General features: G+C 56.0%; 19 protein-coding genes. 16 read left to right on the top strand and 3 right to left on the bottom strand.

Annotated elements, in window-relative coordinates; translation table 11 throughout:
• Positions 1-18: 18 nt before the first annotated feature.
• The 9 genes from IPF85_RS03455 (at position 19) to IPF85_RS03415 (ending at position 8,589) form a co-directional block, all read left to right on the top strand.
• Positions 19-1,002 carry an NAD(P)-dependent alcohol dehydrogenase gene (locus IPF85_RS03455; protein WP_343406670.1) on the top strand — a complete coding sequence of 328 codons (984 nt, stop codon included), beginning with the start codon at positions 19-21 and terminating at the stop codon, positions 1,000-1,002.
• Positions 999-1,805 carry a DUF4386 domain-containing protein gene (locus IPF85_RS03450; protein ID WP_343406669.1) on the top strand — a complete coding sequence of 269 codons (807 nt, stop codon included), beginning with the start codon at positions 999-1,001 and terminating at the stop codon, positions 1,803-1,805. Before IPF85_RS03455 ends, IPF85_RS03450 begins: the two co-directional genes overlap by 4 nt.
• On the top strand, positions 1,796-2,692 hold the full coding sequence (locus IPF85_RS03445) for an NAD(P)-dependent alcohol dehydrogenase (RefSeq protein ID WP_343406668.1): 897 nt from the start codon (positions 1,796-1,798) through the stop codon (positions 2,690-2,692). The genes IPF85_RS03450 and IPF85_RS03445 overlap by 10 nt, the downstream gene beginning before the upstream one ends.
• A gap of 190 nt (positions 2,693-2,882) precedes the next feature.
• Positions 2,883-3,650 (top strand): C-GCAxxG-C-C family (seleno)protein, encoded by a 768-nt coding sequence (locus IPF85_RS03440; protein ID WP_343406667.1) that lies wholly within the window; start codon positions 2,883-2,885, stop codon positions 3,648-3,650.
• Positions 3,651-4,618: 968 nt separating this feature from the next.
• Positions 4,619-5,050 carry a GNAT family protein gene (locus IPF85_RS03435; protein ID WP_343406666.1) on the top strand — a complete coding sequence of 144 codons (432 nt, stop codon included), beginning with the start codon at positions 4,619-4,621 and terminating at the stop codon, positions 5,048-5,050.
• A 110-nt stretch (positions 5,051-5,160) separates the two neighbouring features.
• Complete coding sequence (locus tag IPF85_RS03430; protein ID WP_343406665.1) at positions 5,161-5,853, top strand: alpha/beta hydrolase; 693 nt, start codon at positions 5,161-5,163, stop codon at positions 5,851-5,853.
• Complete coding sequence (locus tag IPF85_RS03425) at positions 5,817-6,308, top strand: alpha/beta hydrolase (protein ID WP_343406664.1); 492 nt, start codon at positions 5,817-5,819, stop codon at positions 6,306-6,308. Before IPF85_RS03430 ends, IPF85_RS03425 begins: the two co-directional genes overlap by 37 nt.
• 282 nt (positions 6,309-6,590) lie before the next feature.
• On the top strand, positions 6,591-7,700 hold the full coding sequence (locus tag IPF85_RS03420) for an ester cyclase (protein ID WP_343406663.1): 1,110 nt from the start codon (positions 6,591-6,593) through the stop codon (positions 7,698-7,700).
• 400 nt (positions 7,701-8,100) lie between these two features.
• On the top strand, positions 8,101-8,589 hold the full coding sequence (locus IPF85_RS03415; RefSeq protein ID WP_343406662.1) for a hypothetical protein: 489 nt from the start codon (positions 8,101-8,103) through the stop codon (positions 8,587-8,589).
• A gap of 313 nt (positions 8,590-8,902) precedes the next feature.
• Here IPF85_RS03415 and IPF85_RS03410 read toward each other — a convergent pair whose 3' ends face one another.
• Positions 8,903-9,175 (bottom strand): hypothetical protein, encoded by a 273-nt coding sequence (locus tag IPF85_RS03410; RefSeq protein ID WP_343406661.1) that lies wholly within the window; start codon positions 9,173-9,175, stop codon positions 8,903-8,905.
• A 131-nt stretch (positions 9,176-9,306) separates the two neighbouring features.
• Here IPF85_RS03410 and IPF85_RS03405 point away from each other — a divergent pair, with 131 nt between their 5' ends.
• A complete protein-coding gene (locus tag IPF85_RS03405; RefSeq protein WP_343406825.1) occupies positions 9,307-10,584 on the top strand; it encodes an aldehyde ferredoxin oxidoreductase C-terminal domain-containing protein in 1,278 nt (425 codons plus the stop codon).
• A 198-nt stretch (positions 10,585-10,782) separates the two neighbouring features.
• On the top strand, positions 10,783-11,379 hold the full coding sequence (locus IPF85_RS03400; protein ID WP_343406660.1) for a CPBP family intramembrane glutamic endopeptidase: 597 nt from the start codon (positions 10,783-10,785) through the stop codon (positions 11,377-11,379).
• A gap of 657 nt (positions 11,380-12,036) precedes the next feature.
• Here the strand turns inward: IPF85_RS03400 and IPF85_RS03395 are convergent.
• Complete coding sequence (locus tag IPF85_RS03395) at positions 12,037-12,360, bottom strand: hypothetical protein (protein WP_343406659.1); 324 nt, start codon at positions 12,358-12,360, stop codon at positions 12,037-12,039.
• Between IPF85_RS03395 and IPF85_RS03390 the strand changes: the two genes are divergently transcribed.
• Positions 12,343-12,498, top strand: coding sequence for a LuxR C-terminal-related transcriptional regulator (locus IPF85_RS03390; RefSeq protein WP_343406658.1), 156 nt, complete (start codon positions 12,343-12,345; stop codon positions 12,496-12,498). The genes IPF85_RS03395 and IPF85_RS03390 overlap by 18 nt on opposite strands.
• Before the next feature lie 457 nt (positions 12,499-12,955).
• Here the strand turns inward: IPF85_RS03390 and IPF85_RS03385 are convergent, their stop codons facing one another.
• Positions 12,956-13,207 carry a response regulator transcription factor gene (locus IPF85_RS03385; RefSeq protein WP_343406657.1) on the bottom strand — a complete coding sequence of 84 codons (252 nt, stop codon included), beginning with the start codon at positions 13,205-13,207 and terminating at the stop codon, positions 12,956-12,958.
• Positions 13,208-15,047: 1,840 nt separating this feature from the next.
• On the opposite strand from IPF85_RS03385, the gene IPF85_RS03380 reads away from it, so the two are divergent.
• The 4 genes from IPF85_RS03380 (at position 15,048) to IPF85_RS03365 (ending at position 17,468) form a co-directional block, all read left to right on the top strand.
• Positions 15,048-15,479, top strand: a complete 432-nt coding sequence (locus tag IPF85_RS03380; protein ID WP_343406656.1) for a hypothetical protein — start codon at positions 15,048-15,050, stop codon at positions 15,477-15,479.
• 19 nt (positions 15,480-15,498) lie between these two features.
• Positions 15,499-16,578 (top strand): phospholipase, encoded by a 1,080-nt coding sequence (locus tag IPF85_RS03375; protein WP_343406655.1) that lies wholly within the window; start codon positions 15,499-15,501, stop codon positions 16,576-16,578.
• Between the two features lie 249 nt (positions 16,579-16,827).
• The gene (locus IPF85_RS03370; RefSeq protein ID WP_343406654.1) at positions 16,828-17,205 is read left to right on the top strand and encodes a potassium channel family protein; all 378 of its coding nucleotides are present in this window, start codon (positions 16,828-16,830) and stop codon (positions 17,203-17,205) included.
• Complete coding sequence (locus IPF85_RS03365) at positions 17,202-17,468, top strand: hypothetical protein (protein ID WP_343406653.1); 267 nt, start codon at positions 17,202-17,204, stop codon at positions 17,466-17,468. The genes IPF85_RS03370 and IPF85_RS03365 overlap by 4 nt, the downstream gene beginning before the upstream one ends.
• Positions 17,469-17,520: the final 52 nt, after the last annotated feature.

Here is a 17,520-nt window from a genome sequence, read left to right as displayed (position 1 = left end):
GTAATCCTGGAGGATGACATGAAAGCGATTGTATACACAAAATTTGGCCCGCCCGAGGTACTTCAGCTTCAAGAGGTGGAAAAGCCCACCCCAAAAGCGAATGAGGTGCTGATAAAGATTTATGCGACAGCAGTCACCAAAGAAGACCCAGACATGCGAGCTTCCCCAGGTTTTAACGGTTTTCTGAAACCCAGAAACCCGATCCTGGGGCAAGAGCTGGCCGGAGAGGTTGAAGCTATCGGCAGAGGCGTAACCCGATTTAAGCCAGGCGACCAGGTATTTGGCATAGATTCGTTTGGCGCGTATGCTGAATACAAGTGCATGCCTGAAAACGGGGCGCTGGCGATAAAACCGGCCAATCTGAGCTATGAGGAGGCGGCCAGCGTTCCGAACGGAGCATTAACCGCGCTGCCTTTCCTGAGAGATAAGGGCAAGATCCAGAGCGGACAAACCGTGCTGATCTATGGCGCTTCCGGATCGGTTGGTGCTGCGGCGGTACAGTTGGCCAAGTACTACGGGGCGGAGGTAACCGGGGTATGCAGTACTGCGAATTTGGAATGGGTCAGCTCTTTGGGCGCCGATCGGGTGATTGATTACACCCAGGAAGATTTTACCGAAAACGGCAAGACCTACGACATCATTTTTGACACGGTCGGCAAGCGTTCGTTTTCAGAGTGCAAAGGCTCGCTGACCGATAAAGGCATCTATCTTGCGACGGTTCCTACGCCGGTAATGATGCTTCAAGCGTTATGGTCTGCAAAAGGCGGCCGCAAAAAGGTCAAGTTTGCGGCTACGGGTTTGCGGCCAGCAAGTGCGAAGAGCAAGGACCTTGTCTTTCTCACAGAGTTGATCGAGGCAGGGAAGATAAAACCGGTCATTGATAGATGCTATCCGTTGGAACAGATGGCCGAGGCGCACCGCTATGTTGAGCAAGGGCATAAAAAGGGCAACGTCGTTATCACGGTAGGAACTACCGACAAAAAACAAGGAGAGAAAATATGAATGCAGATAGAAAGATCGCCATCTTGGCTGGCGTGCTGTATTTTCTGGGGATCATCGCTGGGGTGTTTAGCATGGTTCCTGTCATAGACATTCCCGATTACCTGGTTCAAATTTCGGCCAATGCGGGCCAGGTTAATTCAGGGGCTTTTTTCCAATTCCTGATGACAGCGGCGCATGTGGGCATGGCGATTACGCTATATCCGATCTTGAAAAAACACAATGAAAGCCTGGCGCTGGGATATGTTGGGTCCAGGCTGATTGCTGCGGCGTTTAATGTGATTGGAGTCGTCATCTTGCTCTTGCTCTTGACTTTAAGCCAGGAGTTTGTCAAAGCTGGGACTCCTGTTTCATCCCATTTTCAAACCATCGGTGAACTATTGCGGACGGGGCGCGATTTGGTCAATCATGTAGGCGTGATTCTGGTTATGAGTATGGGCAGCCTGATGTTTTATTATTTGCTGTATCAAATAAAACTTGTCCGCGTTGGTTGGCGGGTTGGGGTCTGGTTGGAACTGCGTGACCATCGTAGCAAGCTGCTTGTTTATGTTCCGCTCTATCAATCTGATGACATCCGTCTATATGGATTTTCCACTTGCCCTGCAAGAGATTGTTTTCGCGGTCTGGCTGATCGCCAAAGGCATTCATTCAGCCAGGCCCGCATGATTTCACTCTATCAGTATCTTCAAGAACAAGAAAGGAACACGCACCATGAAAGCGATTATCTGCACCAAATACGGCCCCTGACGCACTTCAGTTCCAAGAGGTGGCAAAACCTGCGCCCACGGCGGATGAAGTGCTGGTGAAGATTCATGCGGCCTCCGTCAATATGTATGACTGGCATCTGTTGACCGCTGACATCCCCCTGGTGCGCCTGATGGGCGGGGGGCTGCTTAGACCCAAGGTGGCGATACCCGGCGTGGACATCGCCGGGCGGATTGAAGCGGCCGGCAGTAACGTCAAGCTGTTCCGGCCAGGTGATGAGGTCTTCGGGGATATCTCCGCATGTGACAGGGGCGGTTTCGCCGAGTATGTCGCTGTGCCTGAGAGTGCGCTGGCGCCGAAACCGACCACGCTATCGTTCGAGCAAGCCGCGGCTGTGCCCATGGCTGCCGTCACGGCCCTGCAGGGTTTGCGGGATCACGGGCGGATTCAGGCGGGGCAGAAGGTCTTGATCAACGGGGCGTCCGGCGGGGTGGGGACGTTTGCGGTGCAGATCGCCGTAGCGTTCGGCGCTGAAGTCACGGCCGTGTGCAGTACACGGAACCTGGATCTGGCGCGCACGCTTGGGGCCGACCGGGTCATTGACTACACCCAAGAGGATTTTACCCGCAATGGGCAGGCCTATGACCTGATTTTCGCCGCGAACGGCTACCATCCGCTGTCAGCCTACAAGCGCGCCTTGACCCCCCAGGGCATCTACGTCATGGCTGGAGGCAAGCCAGGGCAGATGTTCCAAGCCATGCTCCTGGGAAGCTGGATGTCGGAAAAAGGGGGGAAGAAGCTGGGAGGCTTCACGGCGAAAGCGAACCAGAAGGATTTGGTCATGCTCAAAGAGCTTGTGGAAGCGGGTAAGGTCGTACCGGTTATTGATAAACGCTACTCGCTGAGTGAGGCTGCTGAGGGGCTCCGGTATCTTGGCACAGGGCACGCCCGTGGGAAGGTTGTCATCACTGTGGAACATAGCAACTAAACCCGCAAGAACCTATCCGAACACCTGCTAAGGCCGGTCTCCGACCGAGCCGGGGGTCAGAGACCGGCCCGAGCGGGTTATTCGGGTTAGCATTAAGGAGAAAACGATGTCCACCAAAGGAAAAAGCACCATCTCAGCACTGGGAACAATACGCACATTTCTTCGCGAGGGGACCTGATCGGAAACGATTATGAGCGTCGTTGACGACCTATTCGATCATCCGTTGAAAATCGAGGAGCACGCCGCCATGCCGCTCGCCGGCGGCATCATGGGCAACGGCTATCAATGTGGCATGCTTTGGGCGGGGGCGCTGGCTGCGGGCGCACAAGCCTATCGGCACCATGGCGCAGGCGCCCGCGCAGAGGTCGAGGCATTGCTGGCGTCGCAGAAACTGGTGGAGACGTTCCGGGCGCGCGCCAAAGAAATCAATTGCGCTGAAATCACCGAGCTTGAATGGAAGAAACCGTCCGGTGGTCAGGTGGTCAAGTTCCTCGCCAGGGGCGGACCGATTGGTTGTTTTCGTTTGGCGGCGGATTACGCGCAGATTGCGTTCGATACGATCAACAACGCGCTTGACGAACAGCAGCTCAGCACGCCGGCTCAGCCGGTGAGCTGTACTGGCGCTGCTGGCGCAGAAGATGGGCGTCTCGAGATGCACGTGGTGATGGCGGCGGGGCTTGCCGGGGGCATCGGGCTGAGCGGCGGCGCCTGCGGCGTATTGGGCGCCGCGATCTGGTTCAGGGGCATCAACACGCTCAAGGATGGCGGCAAGCTGAGTTTCGATCTCGGCGCCAGTTCGCCGGAGATGGAGCGCTTCCGGCGAGCGCCGATTATGAATTTGAATGCGCCAGCATCGTTGGGCGCAAGTTCGCGGATGCCGCCGACCACGCGGCTTATGTGCATGAGGGCGGCTGCGCGAAAATCATCGAAGCGTTGGCCACCCCTGGCTAGGATTTAGAAGAAAATGGAAACAGGCAAGATTTCCTATCAGTTTTTCGTGGTTGCGTTCGGCCTGGTCTTGGCTGGTCTGGCTACCACTGGTTTTGGCTAGTGTTGGTATCTTACCCATAGGCAAAAGACCTTTCTGAGTGCTTTGACCGTACCCGCCATTATTGTGGAGCCTTTGGTCCAGCGGCCGGAACCTTTACTGTCTCAAGACATACCATGCTAAAGGTGCTATTCGCCAATATCTACGTGGTTTGCTGGATTTCCGTTTGGGCTGGCGGGCGTGGCTCTTCCTATACTCGTGCTAGGCGGGAGCACTTGGATCGCGTGGATGCTGCCGGAGCTTTGGGGTGAGCCGCGTGTGGATATGCTCTTGCCCTCCCTATGGGCTTTTCCTCCGTATGTTTTGTTCACGATTCTATTAGGCGGCGGGCAGGAAGAACTGGGGTGGCGCGGCTATATTTTGATCCCAGGAAGCACGCCTCGGGGCGTGGTTGGGAACTTGGTGCTGGGAGTGATATGGGCCTGTTGGCATTTTGCCGCTATATTTTATCCAGGGATCGACCAGACGTTTATGCCTTTTGCGGGTTTTTGTTAAATTGACAAGTGGGTATTCTTGGTTCCACGCCTATGTGCGCCAAGCTTCTGGAAAACGTACATCTGGGCTGGGTTGATTTCTCACGGGTGGGCCAATGCGTTTGTTCCCTGTTCCCTACGGTAGTGATGGTTGCGGGGGCTGCACAGCCCCGTTATTGATATGGGTCAGCTTGACCTTTGTGATTAGGTGATGACGATGGCCCTTTCGGGGACTCGGCTCCAATCAAGTGATTTCAAAGTGGTGAATGACAATGACTCAAATCACTAAACATAGTTACTTTTCCTACCTTAGAAACCGAGCGTTTGATCTTGCGGCAAATGACACTTGAAGACACCGACTTTGTTTTCCAGCACTTCAGTGATTCGGCCGTGTCCTGATATCTCATGGACGAACCGCCTGTGACAGAGTATGCTCAAGCCCAAGAGATCATTCAATTCTATTTAGAGCCAGAAGAGGGGACGCACAATCGCTGGCTAATGGTTCGAAAATCCGACCATCGTTCTATTGGCACATGTGGTTTTCATAAATGGGACAAACGCTATTTTCGCGCTGAAATCGGCTATGATGTAAGCCCCAGTTTTTGGGGACAGGGCTACATGATGGAAGCTCTGCGGGCAGTTATCGCCAGTGGGTTCGAGCACATGAGGCTAAATCGGATTGAGGCTCTGGTGTATATCGAGAATGATCGCTCGATTCAACTATTGCGGAGACTGGGCTTCAAGCAAGAAGGTGTTCTTCGTGATTATTTTTGTTTGGACGGGAAGTTTTACGACCATTACCTTTTTGCCTTGCTACAGAGGGAATGGAAATCATAAGATTATGTGTGACCCATCAAGCATCTCGGCGTGTTACTGGTAAACGCCGCCTAACAAGGCATGCCCTGGACGCTGGGGATTCTGCGGCATTTTCGAGTTGGATAAAGTAAATGACAGACAATAAAGTAAAGCGACTTTCCATTCAATCATTCGCACAAAAAGCAGGGCATATTATGTTGATCGTACTTGCTATCTTGTTGGCTTGCCTACTCATTCTTGTGGGCGTGCTGCAGCTATGGAGCCACGGAAAACCAACCCCCTTCGTGGATGAAAACGGGAGTCCGCTGGCGGGCAGCATTTCGGAGAAAGTGTTTGTTAACATCAACGGTGTGGAGCAGGGGATGTTTATCAAGAGCAAAGATGCAACGCATCCAGTGCTGCTTTACCTGCATGGCGGTATGCCTGACACCTTTCTTACAAAGAGCTACCCGACAGGTCTTGAAGACTATTTCACCGTTGTTTGGTGGGAACAGCGCGGTTCAGGAATATCCTACAATGCCGACATTCCACCGGAGACGATGACTCTGGAGCAAATGATAGCCGACACGTTGGAGCTGACGAACACCTTGCGCCACCGCTTCGGTCAGGACAAGATCTACCTCATGGGACATTCGGGGGGCACCTTTATCGGCATCCAGGCGGCGGGACGGGCGCCGAGGTTGTACTACGCTTACATTGGCGTGGCTCAGATGTCAAATCAACTCAAATCTGAAAGACTGGCGTATGAGTATATGCTCCAGAGGTTCAAGAAAGCGGAAACACAAAAATGGTACGCAAACTCGAAGAAGCACCAGTCACGATGACGGACGGCACGCCGGATGCATACCGTGCATTGCGTGACCCCGCAATGCACAGCCTCGGCATTGGCACGACACATGATATGAACTCAGTCATCACGGGTATCTTCTTGCCGTCGCTGACAAGCCGAGAGATACACGTTGGGCGAAAGGTCAATATATGGCGCGGCAAATCCCGCTCCGGCATTAGCATACTATGGAACAAGATCATCAGCACAGACTTGTCCAAACAGGTGCTTGAGCTTGACCTGCCCGTCTATTTCTTTGAAGGCATCTACGATTACACTTGCTCCTACACCGAGGCAAAATCCTATTTTGAGAAACTCAAGGCGCCAGTAAAAGGGTTTTACACCTTTGAACAATCTGCTCACAGCCCATTGTTTGAAGAACCTGAAAAAATGGGACATATCTTACAGGAGGACGTTCTGGCAGGGACGAATAGCCTTGCTGACACGAAGTAAGTGGATGGTGTGCTACTGGTTATTGTAGTGGCGCGTTTTCACTCGAGTCAGAAGATTATCCAAACTTCATATAACCGCAAGTATGCGTTTTCCCGACATTCTCCTCCTTCCATAACCCAAAACAACACCTCCCACCAACACCAAAGTGTCTATACAACAACACCGCCGCGCCGGTATATTACCTGTGCCTTGAGCAAGCGGCTCAGCCGGCGAACATCGGACAGGACAGGGATGATGAGCGCTCCAGTCTATAGCGGGAAACTGAAAACAGGAGATTTTATTATGAACAGCACAATTGAGACAAACAAAGCGAATGCAATCCGCTTCATCGAGGCCTTCAATGCCGCGGATTGGGATACCGTCCGCGCGGTGGTTGCTCCAAACTATGTGTTCCACCATCCGGTTGGCGGTACCGTTCAGGCGGGACCAGAAGGCATGGTCGCAGCGTGGTCGGACTTCAAAGCCGCGCTGCCAGACTCGTGGCACCCGATCCCGGTGATGATCGCGGAGGGCGATTACCTGGCGGTGCTGTTGCCCACCTACGGCCATTTCACTGGCAAACCCTATCACGGCGCTCCACCCACTGGCAAATGGTTGGAATACGGCATGGTGAACATCGTGCGCTTCGAAGACGGCAAGTTGGCGGAAAACTGGTTCGGTATGGACCCGCTGGCAGAAAGGCAGCAGATGGGGGCTGCACCGTCACTGCCGCCGCGCCAGCTCAACGCAACCGAAAAGGCAAACATCGAGCTGTTCCAGCAGACCATCAACCCCGCCGGCCTGGAATTCGACACCCTGACCGCCTTTGGCGACGTGGTGGTGGCGTTGGGACCTCCTCAGCACGCAAGCGATACCACCACGCGCAAGGTCGAGATCTACCGCGCAGCCCAGGACTCGCTTGAATTGGCCCACTCCCTCGAGTTCACGACCAATCCGCCGTATGCCGGCGATCCGTCTGCCGATACCGAGCTCAGCCGCGCGGTGGTCAAGCGCTTCTTCGAGCAAGTGTTGAGCGGACACGACCTGGATGTGCTGGCCGAGATCGCTTCACCGAACATCCTCATCCATCCAACGGCAATGCCCTGTGAAGCCAGTTTCTCACATCAACGGTGCGGGCGGCTGGTTGGGCGGGCAGTGGAAACCTTCTCCGACCTGATCGTTACCGACACCTTGATGGTCGCGCAGGGCGACATCGTCGCAGTACACTGGACAGCAACATCAAAAGGCAATTTCCTGATGCTGCCACCGACTGGCAATCCAGTCGAGTACGCAGGCTCGTCAATGTACCGGATTGAAAACGGCAGGATCGCAGAAATCTGGGAGGCGCGCAACACGCTGAGCATCATGCGCCAGTTGAACCCAGAAATCGGTGGTGGTCACCACGGTCATTAGCAGCCTGTCGGAGAGAACCCCCAACGGGCCGGAATCGAGGCTTTAGCCGGTAAAATCACTGCGATTTCCAGCTAGAACCGGCTGAAGCCTTGACTCCAGGGTGCCTCTCCGACAGGCTGCAAGGGGATATGGAGAATAGATATGATCAAAAAACGACGCGATCCATCTAAACTGCGGCGGTTGCGTCAAATCGTTCAGATTGTCTTTCTGCTGGTCTTTGCCTTTCTGCTGGTCAAGGCCTTGTTCGGACGGGTTCCGGGGAGCTGGGTACCGCTGCTAATAATGACACTGACGACCGCGATTCTGACGCTGGTTCTTGGGCGTGTGTGGTGCGGCTGGGTGTGCCCGCTGGGGCACAGTCCTCTATTGGACGCGTTTCAAGGGAGTCACAGAACGGGGAGTGCGTCTGTCGAACCGCTGGCGGACGGTCAAGTACGTCCTGCTGTCCCTGATCCTGGCAGCGGCGCTGCTGGGCCTTGTGCGCCCTGCGGCAGATTGGATGGGCAAGAACCCGGCTGCGAGCGGCATCGTCATCATCCTTGTGTTGGCTGCCAGCGTGGGGCTGAATCTCATCACCGACCTTTTCTGGTGCCGCTATCTGTGTCCTTTGGGAGGGGCAGTGGCGCTGTTATCGAAGATCGCCCCCATGCGCCGAATCGTGCGCGTTCGCTGTAACCATTGTTCGGTCTGTGTGGGCGCCTGCCCGATGAACGCGTTTGATCCACGGCGAGGTTTCGTAAGCGATCCGGGCGAATGTACGGTTTGTAGTGACTGTCTGACGTCGTGTACTTCGAGCAGCAACGGTTTCCAATTCTCACGGCCAGAACTGTTCGCCCACCGTCATTCCGCTGTTGAATCTGGTCAGGCAACTTCAGGAGGGCCGCGATGAGGCCAAGTGACGGATCTACAGGAGGCAGAGAGAAAGCAATGGAGAGACAGATTCTGCTGATCGAACCAGCCGTCCAGCGCTGGCAGTTGGAAACACTTGCGGTAGAGTCGTTGGAAAAGACCTGCGCGAGGAGTATCTCGTGCTCAGCGGTGAGCCACTGTGCCAGTATCTCCTCCGCCGCGATCCGGGCGCCTTGATCGTCGCGCGAGGCCCCACGCCTTTCCTCACCGGCAACAAGGCAACGGTTGGCTACGTTTCCCCCCTGACTGGTCTTCCACACTACAGTTACTTCGGCGGACGCGTGGCGGCGCAGCTATTCAACCTCGGCCTCGATGCCATTGCTTTCCAATCTCCCCATTTCCCATCTCCCAACCTGCCAATCGTCATCATGAGTGGCCGTGCGCCGTCGCTGACGCTGGAATTCAAAGCCCCAGATGGTCTGCCGACTGGTCAGCGCAGCGCGTTCTACTGGCTGGTCGAGAAAGAGTTGAACGGCGATGCCCAATCTGGCAGTGTCCTCACGCTCGGAGACGGTGCGCACCTGGGTTATCGGTCGGCCAATCTGGCTGCTGAGGGTCTCTATCATGCTGGGCGAGGCGGCGCAGGTGCGGTGTTTGCTCGCTTTGCCGCAGCGATGGTTCTGCGTGGGGAGTCGTTGGGGCCGTTCGAGTTCTTTGGAGACGCCGGTGCAGATTTGCCCGCAACCCGAATCGCGAGATCACCCCCCTCATTGACCAGTACTGCCACCGGTTATCCAGTAGAACCGGCGGGACGATTATCAAGCTATACGAAACCGGGGCCCGCCCGGCGGGAAAGAACACGCTCCCCGCCTGGAACGCGCAGGCCCTCGGCTACGCGATGGCCGATGCGGGCGCTGCGCACATGCTCAGTGCAACCCGCGCAGGGCAGACCGGCTGCCATTGGTGTCAGGTGCATTGCCGTCACTATCACTCGCTCCCCGCCGATTATGCCCCCGATGGCGCTGACCTGTTCCTGGATGACTTTGAACCTGCCTATGCCATAGACGCCATGCTGGGCTTGATCCCGGCTGAGGACACCGTTGAGTCCCGACTTGACCTGATCGCCGATGTGGACGCGCGCCTGATGCAGCCTATCGAGCAGATGGGATTGGACGTCATTGACACTGGCGTGGGATTGTCGGCGCTTTTCGAAGGGGTCGAACGAGGGATCATCCCCACAGACGACGTGCCGGACTGCATCTCCAATGGCGCCAGCTTTGGCGCTCCTTCGACAAGTTCGCTCCGCAACTCGCAGCAGCGCCTGGAAGCAGCGGTGCAGGCAGTAGCGCTCCTCCGTTCTCCCAAAGCGGTCCGGTTTCCAGCGTTGCGGGCAGTGGGAGACGGGCCCCAGGGGTTGGGCGACCGGTATCCTGAAATGCAGGATATTGTCTTTACCTGCGGAAAACAAACGTTGGGAAATGCCGGTCACTGCAACGCCCTGTGGACTTTTATGATGCCTTTCTCCCGCTTCTTTAGTCATTACTCCGGTCAGACCTACAAAATCGCTGGCGCGTTGCCTCCGCCTGGTTCCGACGGGGAGACTCTGCGAACTTTTTTTGAGCAGGTTGTCGAAAGCATGCTCCAGCGGGAGTTCTTTTGGCTGCTATGCAACGCTTTTTCTCATTGCGCTTTCACCTTTATCATATTCAGCCAGGATGGCAAGGGCCAGGCATTGCGCGAAGACGATCTGCTGGTGCGTCTCTTGAGTCGCTACGGCATCCACCTCACCAATGCCGATCTGCTCAGGTTCAGCCAGGCATTCTGGGCCCAGTCCATTGATTTCAAGTGTCAGTTGGGCTGGCGTCCCCCCTCGGCGGCAGACTTTCCACGGCGCATCTACGAGGCGCTGTCAATCGTGCTAGGCCGGACTCCGGACGAATTACAAGGGCTGATGAGCTTGCTCATTGACGAGTGGAAGCGCCAGGCAGCCGATGTGCTGGCCCGCTTTGGATACGCAGCATCCTGGCAGAGGTAAGCTGCACAGCGGGATTTTTGGTATTGAAATGTTTCAGGATCTAACATAACACGATCTAATCACCGCTTGCACACGAACGGCGCAAGACAACACCTCCGACCAACACCAAAGTGTCTGTACACTAACACCGTATTGCAGATATTCTACTTGTGCATTGAGCAAGTGGCGCAGACCGGAAGGAAGTGAGAGGGAAAAACCATGACTGATCGAAGCAAAACTGCGTGGGTCTTGGGTGGGGCAACATTAACTATGTTCAGCCCGCTGGCGATGGTCCTGGCAGGGTATCCAATCCCCATGTTCCAAAATCTCGGCTTTGCGAGAGGAACAATGGCTCCTCCGATAGCGTGGATTCTCGCTACCATTGTCGGAATCGTATATGCGTTATACACGATGAGAGCCATCCCTTTCATTGCAAGTATGCAGCGCGAAGTCTCGCTGTTCAAACTCCTGGGGATTCTCTCTGCAGTGGTCGGCGGCATCGTCGAGGAGGTCTTCTTTCGACGTTGGATCATGGATAATTTCATGTCGGGTGGATTCAATCCCATCCTCCAGGTCGTTATTTCCGGGGTCGCATTTGGTTTGGCACATGCCAGTTGGACACTACTCGCAAAGCGCGACTTCAAGGCTACGCTTCCGGCGATCATGTCAACGTCAATTCTAGGGATCTCCCTGGCTATCATCTATCTCGCGGGCGGACGCAATCTGGGACCCTGCATATTTGCCCACGTACTGATAAACATCGTCATCGAACCGTGGCTGATGTTGTCGGCGGTCTCAGGCAAGTGGCGTACCTAAGAACCGAATCCAGAACAGAACATAGAAACACAAAAGGAGAAGATCAGAATGAACACCTTTCGCGGCAAGGCAGGCTGAATGGACTACCGGCTTGGTTCACCTCGGTTTTGCACTCTATATGCTTCCCGCGTTTGTCGTTGCCTTCCTGGCCTTGAAAGGACCCAGAAGCAAGGCCAGCCGCTATCAGCCAACAAATCAGCCAGAAGATAGCCACCCTGTATGCAGGCAGTTGGTTACCGCAAGTGGGGCTGATCGTCGTTGTTGGCCTGCTGGTGGTGTGGCGTGCTTGGGTTAGGTGAAAGGGAGCGAGCAAAGACAACTGGTTAGCAGTCTGCTTGTGGGAGCCGTGCCAGAGCTGCTGCTAACGCCGGTGCTCCTGGCGTGGGGCGGATTTGGCTGGGTGGACTTGTGGCGATGCTGGTCTGCCTGGCTGCCGGTGTGACAGGTGGGTACCGGCGAAGGCGCAGTATAAGTCATACTGCCGCCTGGCGAGCGCCGATTATGAGTTCGAGTGCGCCAGCATCGTTGGGCGCAAGTTTGCGGATGTCGCCGACCCAGCGGTTTGCTGCGCCAGGGCGGCTGCGCGAAAATTATCGAAGCTTTAGCCACCCCCGGTTAGGATTTAGAGGAAATGGCAAGACAAGCAAGATTCCCCTATCAGTTTTTCGTGGTTGCGTTCGGTTGGTCCTGGCTGATCTGGCTGCCACTGGTTCTGGCTGGTGCGGGCATCTTGCCCCTGGGCAAAGACCTTCTGCGTGTGATGTAGCCTGTGGGCGCCGTGCCCGAGGGCGCAAAGCCTCCCACCAGGTGGGCGCGCAGGCCACGTCTCACGTCAATCGCCATCTGGTCGATCTGAATACGGGCGACGGTGTCGAGCACCGCCTCGTACAGGACGGCGAAATTCTCGGGCACCTTCTGGGTCGCTGACACGAACTCGACCCCGTGGCGGCGCAGATCACCCTTGTGGTACGCAGCATCCACCTGATCGCCTGTGGCAACACCAACGCCGACATCGCCTCGGCACTGACCATCAGCGTCAAGACGGTGCGCAACCACGTCTCCAACATCCTCAACAAGCTGCAAGTGGCCGACCGGGCGCAGGCGGCCTTGCGCCCGTGATTCCGGTCTGGCATAGGAACGGGCGAATCCACCACGCCTGTGCAAGGTGTGCGGCGATGTAGCGAAGCCGTCGCCCGCCCGTGAAAGCTGAGCCTGTTGTTGGGGTATGAGAACAGAGAGGTCGCCAGGATTATTATCCCCAAGCCTGGCCCAGTCCGTGCTTCAGGGCCAGCACCGCGGCCTGAGGGCGGTCAGTGACTTCCAGTTTCATGAAGATACTGGATACGTAGTTCCTGAACCGTCCCTTTGGAGAGATACAGAGCGTCGGCAATGTCTGCATTGGATATAAGCCTTGGCGATCAATTTCAACACTTCTCGCCCTGGTCGCTGAGATCTTCCCCAAAGGTGGTGTCCCCATAGGCCCGGAAGCGGAACGGGCGATCTGCCCGAACAGTTTTGCCGGCTACCTTAGGGTCCACATGCGTATCCCCGCTCACGGTGCCGCGAATGGCCGCAATCAGTTGCTCCCCAGGCGTATCCTTCTTGAGCAAACACCCGGCTGCGCCGGCTCGATGGCATCGAAAACCCAGACGTCATCGTCATAGGTGGTCAGGATCAGCACTTTGACCGCCGGGTAGGTCCGGTGGATTTCTCCGGGTGGCCTGATGCCGTTCATGATGGGCATGCGCGGGTCCATCAGCACCAGATCTGGATTCAGTTCCGCCACCAAATCCACGGCCCTGGCCCCATCATGGGCCACCCCTATCACCTCGGAAACTCCTCACCGTGCTCAGGATCACCTGCATCCCTTCGGTGACGATATCCTGGTCATCGCACAACACGATGCGAATCATTCTAACTCCTATGCCTAGAACACTCCCGGAGTCGGGTTCGTTTGGTCGAATGTCGTGCCTCCGGTTGGCCCGCCCACGGACGAAAGCTCAATACCCAGGGCATTTCACAGAATCAGACGGATTCGTGTACTTGATGCCGGCTGGCTGTCGATTTCCAGACGTCCATCCAACATAGCCGCTCGCTCCCGCAGCCCTTTCAGCCCATAGTATCCCTCTTCCATCACTTTGGAGGCATCAAAGCCCCGCCCGCTATCCTCAACCACCAACTGCCATTGCCAGCAGTCTGCTGGCACAACGCTACCTGGATCCCCTGGGCATGCGTGGTCTCATACGTTTTCGGGCGCTTCCTGGGCAACCCGGAAGATGCACTGCTCCGCTTCGGGCGAGAGGCCCTTATCTGTTTGGGAAGGTCCGCCGTAAGCGCGAGTCCGGCCCGCTTGGCCGCGGATTCGGCCAGGTTGCGCAGGGCCAATCCCAGCCCCAAGTCTTCCAGCGGCGAAGCGCAAGGCGTGAAGCGCTCTGACGGTCTCCGCCAGGCCGCCCAGTGTTGGCAATGGACTTGATCAACAGCGAGTGGGCCCGGTCCGGCGCCTCGGTCCAAACGCTGTCCACCGCCTCCAGTTGCACGGCCAGGGAACTGAGGGGTGTGGGAGAGGTATCGTGCAGCTCGCGCCAACCGGTTGCGCTCTGCTGGTTGCCAGTTGGTCCATCGTCGCCGCATAGTTGGCCAGCTTTTCATTGGCCTCGGCCAGTTTCCCCGCTGTTCTCGCTGGGCCGTGACCAATCGCGCCACCACATAGCCCACCAGGGCCAACGTTATGCTCCCGCCGACGGCCAGCGGGACCGCACCAACGGCGGTTGGGGAGGCCCAACCGATGACCCATGCGTTCATAGCGACGCTGAGTGCGGTGATCCCGATGGAGTAAAGAAGGGCGTGGGCCATGCCATACTGCCAGGCGATCAGCACCAGGGGGAAGAGCACAAAGAACAGCAGGCGCCAGGCGCTATCCTCGACCCGGTCGAATGACAGGAGGATGTTGCCGTTATCGGCGATGGACTGCAGATATACCCAGGGCGGTCGACCGCCGGCATGAAGCCGCTGACGATCAACGCCAGCGGCAGAAACCAACGGCCCATCCGATCCTGTAGCCCCGGCCAGTTCAAGTAAAGCAAGAGGATGCTCAGCCACACAAGTCCTGTGCCCAACACCGGAATGGGCAGGGAGTCTCTCCCCAGGATCATGCCAATGAACCCCAGCAACATCAGGATTAGCTGCATGCCGGTCACTATTCGGAACACCGACAGCAAGCCCGGTTCCAGGCTGGTGGTCTCTGAGTGTCGCAGATCGTCCAGGATGGAAGCAATAGATTCGGCCATGCGGCCAGTATACCACGGTTTGGCAGTCTTCACATCCTGAGTATAGCGGAAGCGGGGGACTGAGACCACCCCGACCACTCATAGGCATCCGTGAGTCGGCTCACATGGCGCCATGAACCTGCTCACACGGCTTCCTGACACAGCCCACTATTCCGCAAATGCGCATCCTGCTATGCTCAGGCCAGTGATTCAAGCAAGCTCACAAGAAGGGATAATCTCATGAACAAGACTTTATCCAGAAACAGCGCAACATTTACCTGCTCAATTGAAGAAACCAAGGAGAAAAAACGAAAATGGAAAACAGAAAGATTCAATGGTTACCCACGTTGCTCATTGTATGGAATCTGATCGACATCGTGGTCACATGTAGCCCTAAACATGGCCGAACCATTACGCATTACTGGTAACATCGTTGGCATCGCGGCGGCGCTCATGGTGTTGCTAGGAATTGCCAATCCGTATGCGCCCCATATTCTAGGCGGTGCAGCCGTCGTTGTCATCGTTGTCAATGCGCTTCATGCGGCAGCGCATGGATTTGGTATTCCCATGCTGGTATTCATTGGGTTCACCCTCTTTTTGCTGCTCCGCTGGACACAAGTGATCCTTGCAAAGGGTGTTGCCCGTAACTTCTACTATCGCTGGTGGATGGCGCTCGTTGCCGCGCTGGTTGGCGTCGGTATCATTACGCTGAGCGGGCCACCAGCTACCCTGCCAATCATTTTGAATCAACTCCACGATGGTGCTCTGGAAGGAGCCGACTACTGGCGTGATGAGCCGATGATCCTTAGCGCAGGCATGGGTTTCCGATAACATCATTGGCTTACCTGAATTGACCGAAGAGACGGTGCGCGCCGCGGGTGGCAGTTGGTATGGATCACTGACCTGCGCCAATGGCGAAGCGCCCAGTCTTGGACACCGCACCAGCACGACCCTCTCGAATATCGTCGAACGGTACTACAAAGGCTACGCCGATTACGATGATGGTTTGCCAATTGTCTTCAGTTGGCCGGTTGCCTCCGAAACGGTTGACGTGACCGATTTTAAATTCACGCTCAACACGGGGGAGGTCGTCTTCCCCCACTCCGCAGGGATGGTGCCCAATTGGGAACTAAATGAGCGGAACGTAGTTGTGGTCTTCGGCGATTTTGGCAATCGTGGCAAGCGCAGCGAGGCTGACGTGATCTTTCCCGTCCAGCTAGAAATTGTGGCGGATGAAACCCCGCTGCTGCTGATCGGACCGGGCGGTCAGGAGTTCAACGCCGTCGGTCTCACCTGGGCAACGGACACGACGGCCTACGACAGAGGGCCCTTTCTTGTGGGTGCCAAGCTCAATTATGTAGGCTCAGTAGCGCCGGGAGAAGGGGGTGTTCCGTTATTGGACAGCGGCAGTGGCTTACTGCCCAATGATGAATTTGCCCTCTACGATGAAGGTGATTTCCGCATTCGTATTCTGACGACCGGCGGGTTTTCGCCCGACGGCGTCACCGGAGTAACCCCCGACATGTACGAAGATTTCTTCCGTATCTACGTTAAAGGGGCAGATGGTGAAACGATTCTCCTTGAAAAGTCGGTGTGGAGTATTCTGTGGCGGGTGACCTTGCGCGTTGTCGGTTTATCAGACCTGGGCAAAGAGAATCCAGAGGCAGGCATCTACTACGACGGCTGCTATTCGGAAGACCGCGATAATTACATTGACATCATTCTTGTAGGCGATGAAGAAGCGGCCCGGAATATCACGTTTGTAGAGATCCCTTCCTTGGAAGGCGGCTATCGTGCATTCTATGTCCCCGGTGGACCTGGACCGGAGCCGTTTGAAGGTGTTCGTTACACCGCCCCCGGCCCGGCAGATATGGAGCCGGTGATCATTGCGTTGGATAACCCCATGCGGGTTGATCGGGCCGCGCCCTAGGAACCTCGATAAGGAAAATATCATGAATAAACGAAACCTCATTATCGGCGGCGCAGTTGTCCTCGTTCCCGTTCTTGCCATCGGGCCTACTCTTTCTGCAGAGCAACGGCGCTGAGGGAGCCCTCCGCCGCACGATCATCAACAACCAGGACCAAGCCAGCGAAACGGCAGATGAACTTCAGCGCACCGACCAAAGTCCGCGCCCCATAGCGCCGAATTTGCAGCAGCAGAGGATTGATTGGAGACGCCATGCCTATCGTAGGGTTATTCGCCATTGGGAGATTTTTCTTTCGGATCGCGGCCGCCTTGTGGCGTAAAGAAGGGACGCGCGGCCTGCTTCTGATCGCCTTTATCACCATTCTTTCTGGGACATGGTTCTATCATCAGTTCGAGCCTACCATCACTACCTGGGTGGATGCCTACTATTTCACGGCCATCACCCTCACCACGATTGGCTATGGCGATTTTAGTCCCACAACCCCACTTACAAAGATCTTCACAACGTTCTACGTCTTGATCGGTTTGGGCATCATTGCCGGTGTGATCGGTCTGGTTGGCCAAACCGTGATCGAGGATGCGAATCGAACCCGGGCAAAACGCAATCCACAAGCACAGGACAATGAATGATGAAAGAAAAAGAAGCGGTCGCATCGCACTGGCGGTTTGCCTTCTGGGTGCTTGTTTCTGGTGTGCTGCTGACCGGCAGCCTTTGGCTGGCGAGATGGCTTACCACGCCAGACCATGCTGCCGGCCAAATCATCATCTCCACACAGGATGTCGGTCATCCCGCCATCACCAACCCGGGAAATGCGAACACCCAACCCGGTTACCGGGCATCCCTTCTCAACACACGGATACCTTCCGTTTACGAATCGAGCAGGGGGCTTTGACGCTCGATCCCAATTGGGTGTCTCGCTATAATCCTTACAACACCGGACAAGC

The sequence above is a fragment of the Candidatus Amarolinea dominans genome, assembly GCF_016704685.1.
Classification (GTDB): Bacteria; Chloroflexota; Anaerolineae; order SSC4; family Amarolineaceae; genus Amarolinea; species Amarolinea dominans.
Note: the sequence above shows the minus strand (reverse complement) of the source record. Positions and strands in the feature narration are given on the sequence as shown.

Coding starts and splice junctions, on each gene's coding strand:
- IPF85_RS03455 (WP_343406670.1), top strand. CDS start 19: ATGAAAGCGATTGTATACACAAAATTTGGCCCGCCCGAGGTACTTCAG.
- IPF85_RS03450 (WP_343406669.1), top strand. CDS start 999: ATGAATGCAGATAGAAAGATCGCCATCTTGGCTGGCGTGCTGTATTTT.
- IPF85_RS03440 (WP_343406667.1), top strand. CDS start 2,883: ATGAGCGTCGTTGACGACCTATTCGATCATCCGTTGAAAATCGAGGAG.
- IPF85_RS03435 (WP_343406666.1), top strand. CDS start 4,619: ATGGACGAACCGCCTGTGACAGAGTATGCTCAAGCCCAAGAGATCATT.
- IPF85_RS03430 (WP_343406665.1), top strand. CDS start 5,161: ATGACAGACAATAAAGTAAAGCGACTTTCCATTCAATCATTCGCACAA.
- IPF85_RS03425 (WP_343406664.1), top strand. CDS start 5,817: ATGGTACGCAAACTCGAAGAAGCACCAGTCACGATGACGGACGGCACG.
- IPF85_RS03420 (WP_343406663.1), top strand. CDS start 6,591: ATGAACAGCACAATTGAGACAAACAAAGCGAATGCAATCCGCTTCATC.
- IPF85_RS03410 (WP_343406661.1), bottom strand. CDS start 9,175: ATGATAGAGACCCTCAGCAGCCAGATTGGCCGACCGATAACCCAGGTG.
- IPF85_RS03400 (WP_343406660.1), top strand. CDS start 10,783: ATGACTGATCGAAGCAAAACTGCGTGGGTCTTGGGTGGGGCAACATTA.
- IPF85_RS03380 (WP_343406656.1), top strand. CDS start 15,048: ATGGCCGAACCATTACGCATTACTGGTAACATCGTTGGCATCGCGGCG.
- IPF85_RS03370 (WP_343406654.1), top strand. CDS start 16,828: ATGCCTATCGTAGGGTTATTCGCCATTGGGAGATTTTTCTTTCGGATC.
- IPF85_RS03365 (WP_343406653.1), top strand. CDS start 17,202: ATGATGAAAGAAAAAGAAGCGGTCGCATCGCACTGGCGGTTTGCCTTC.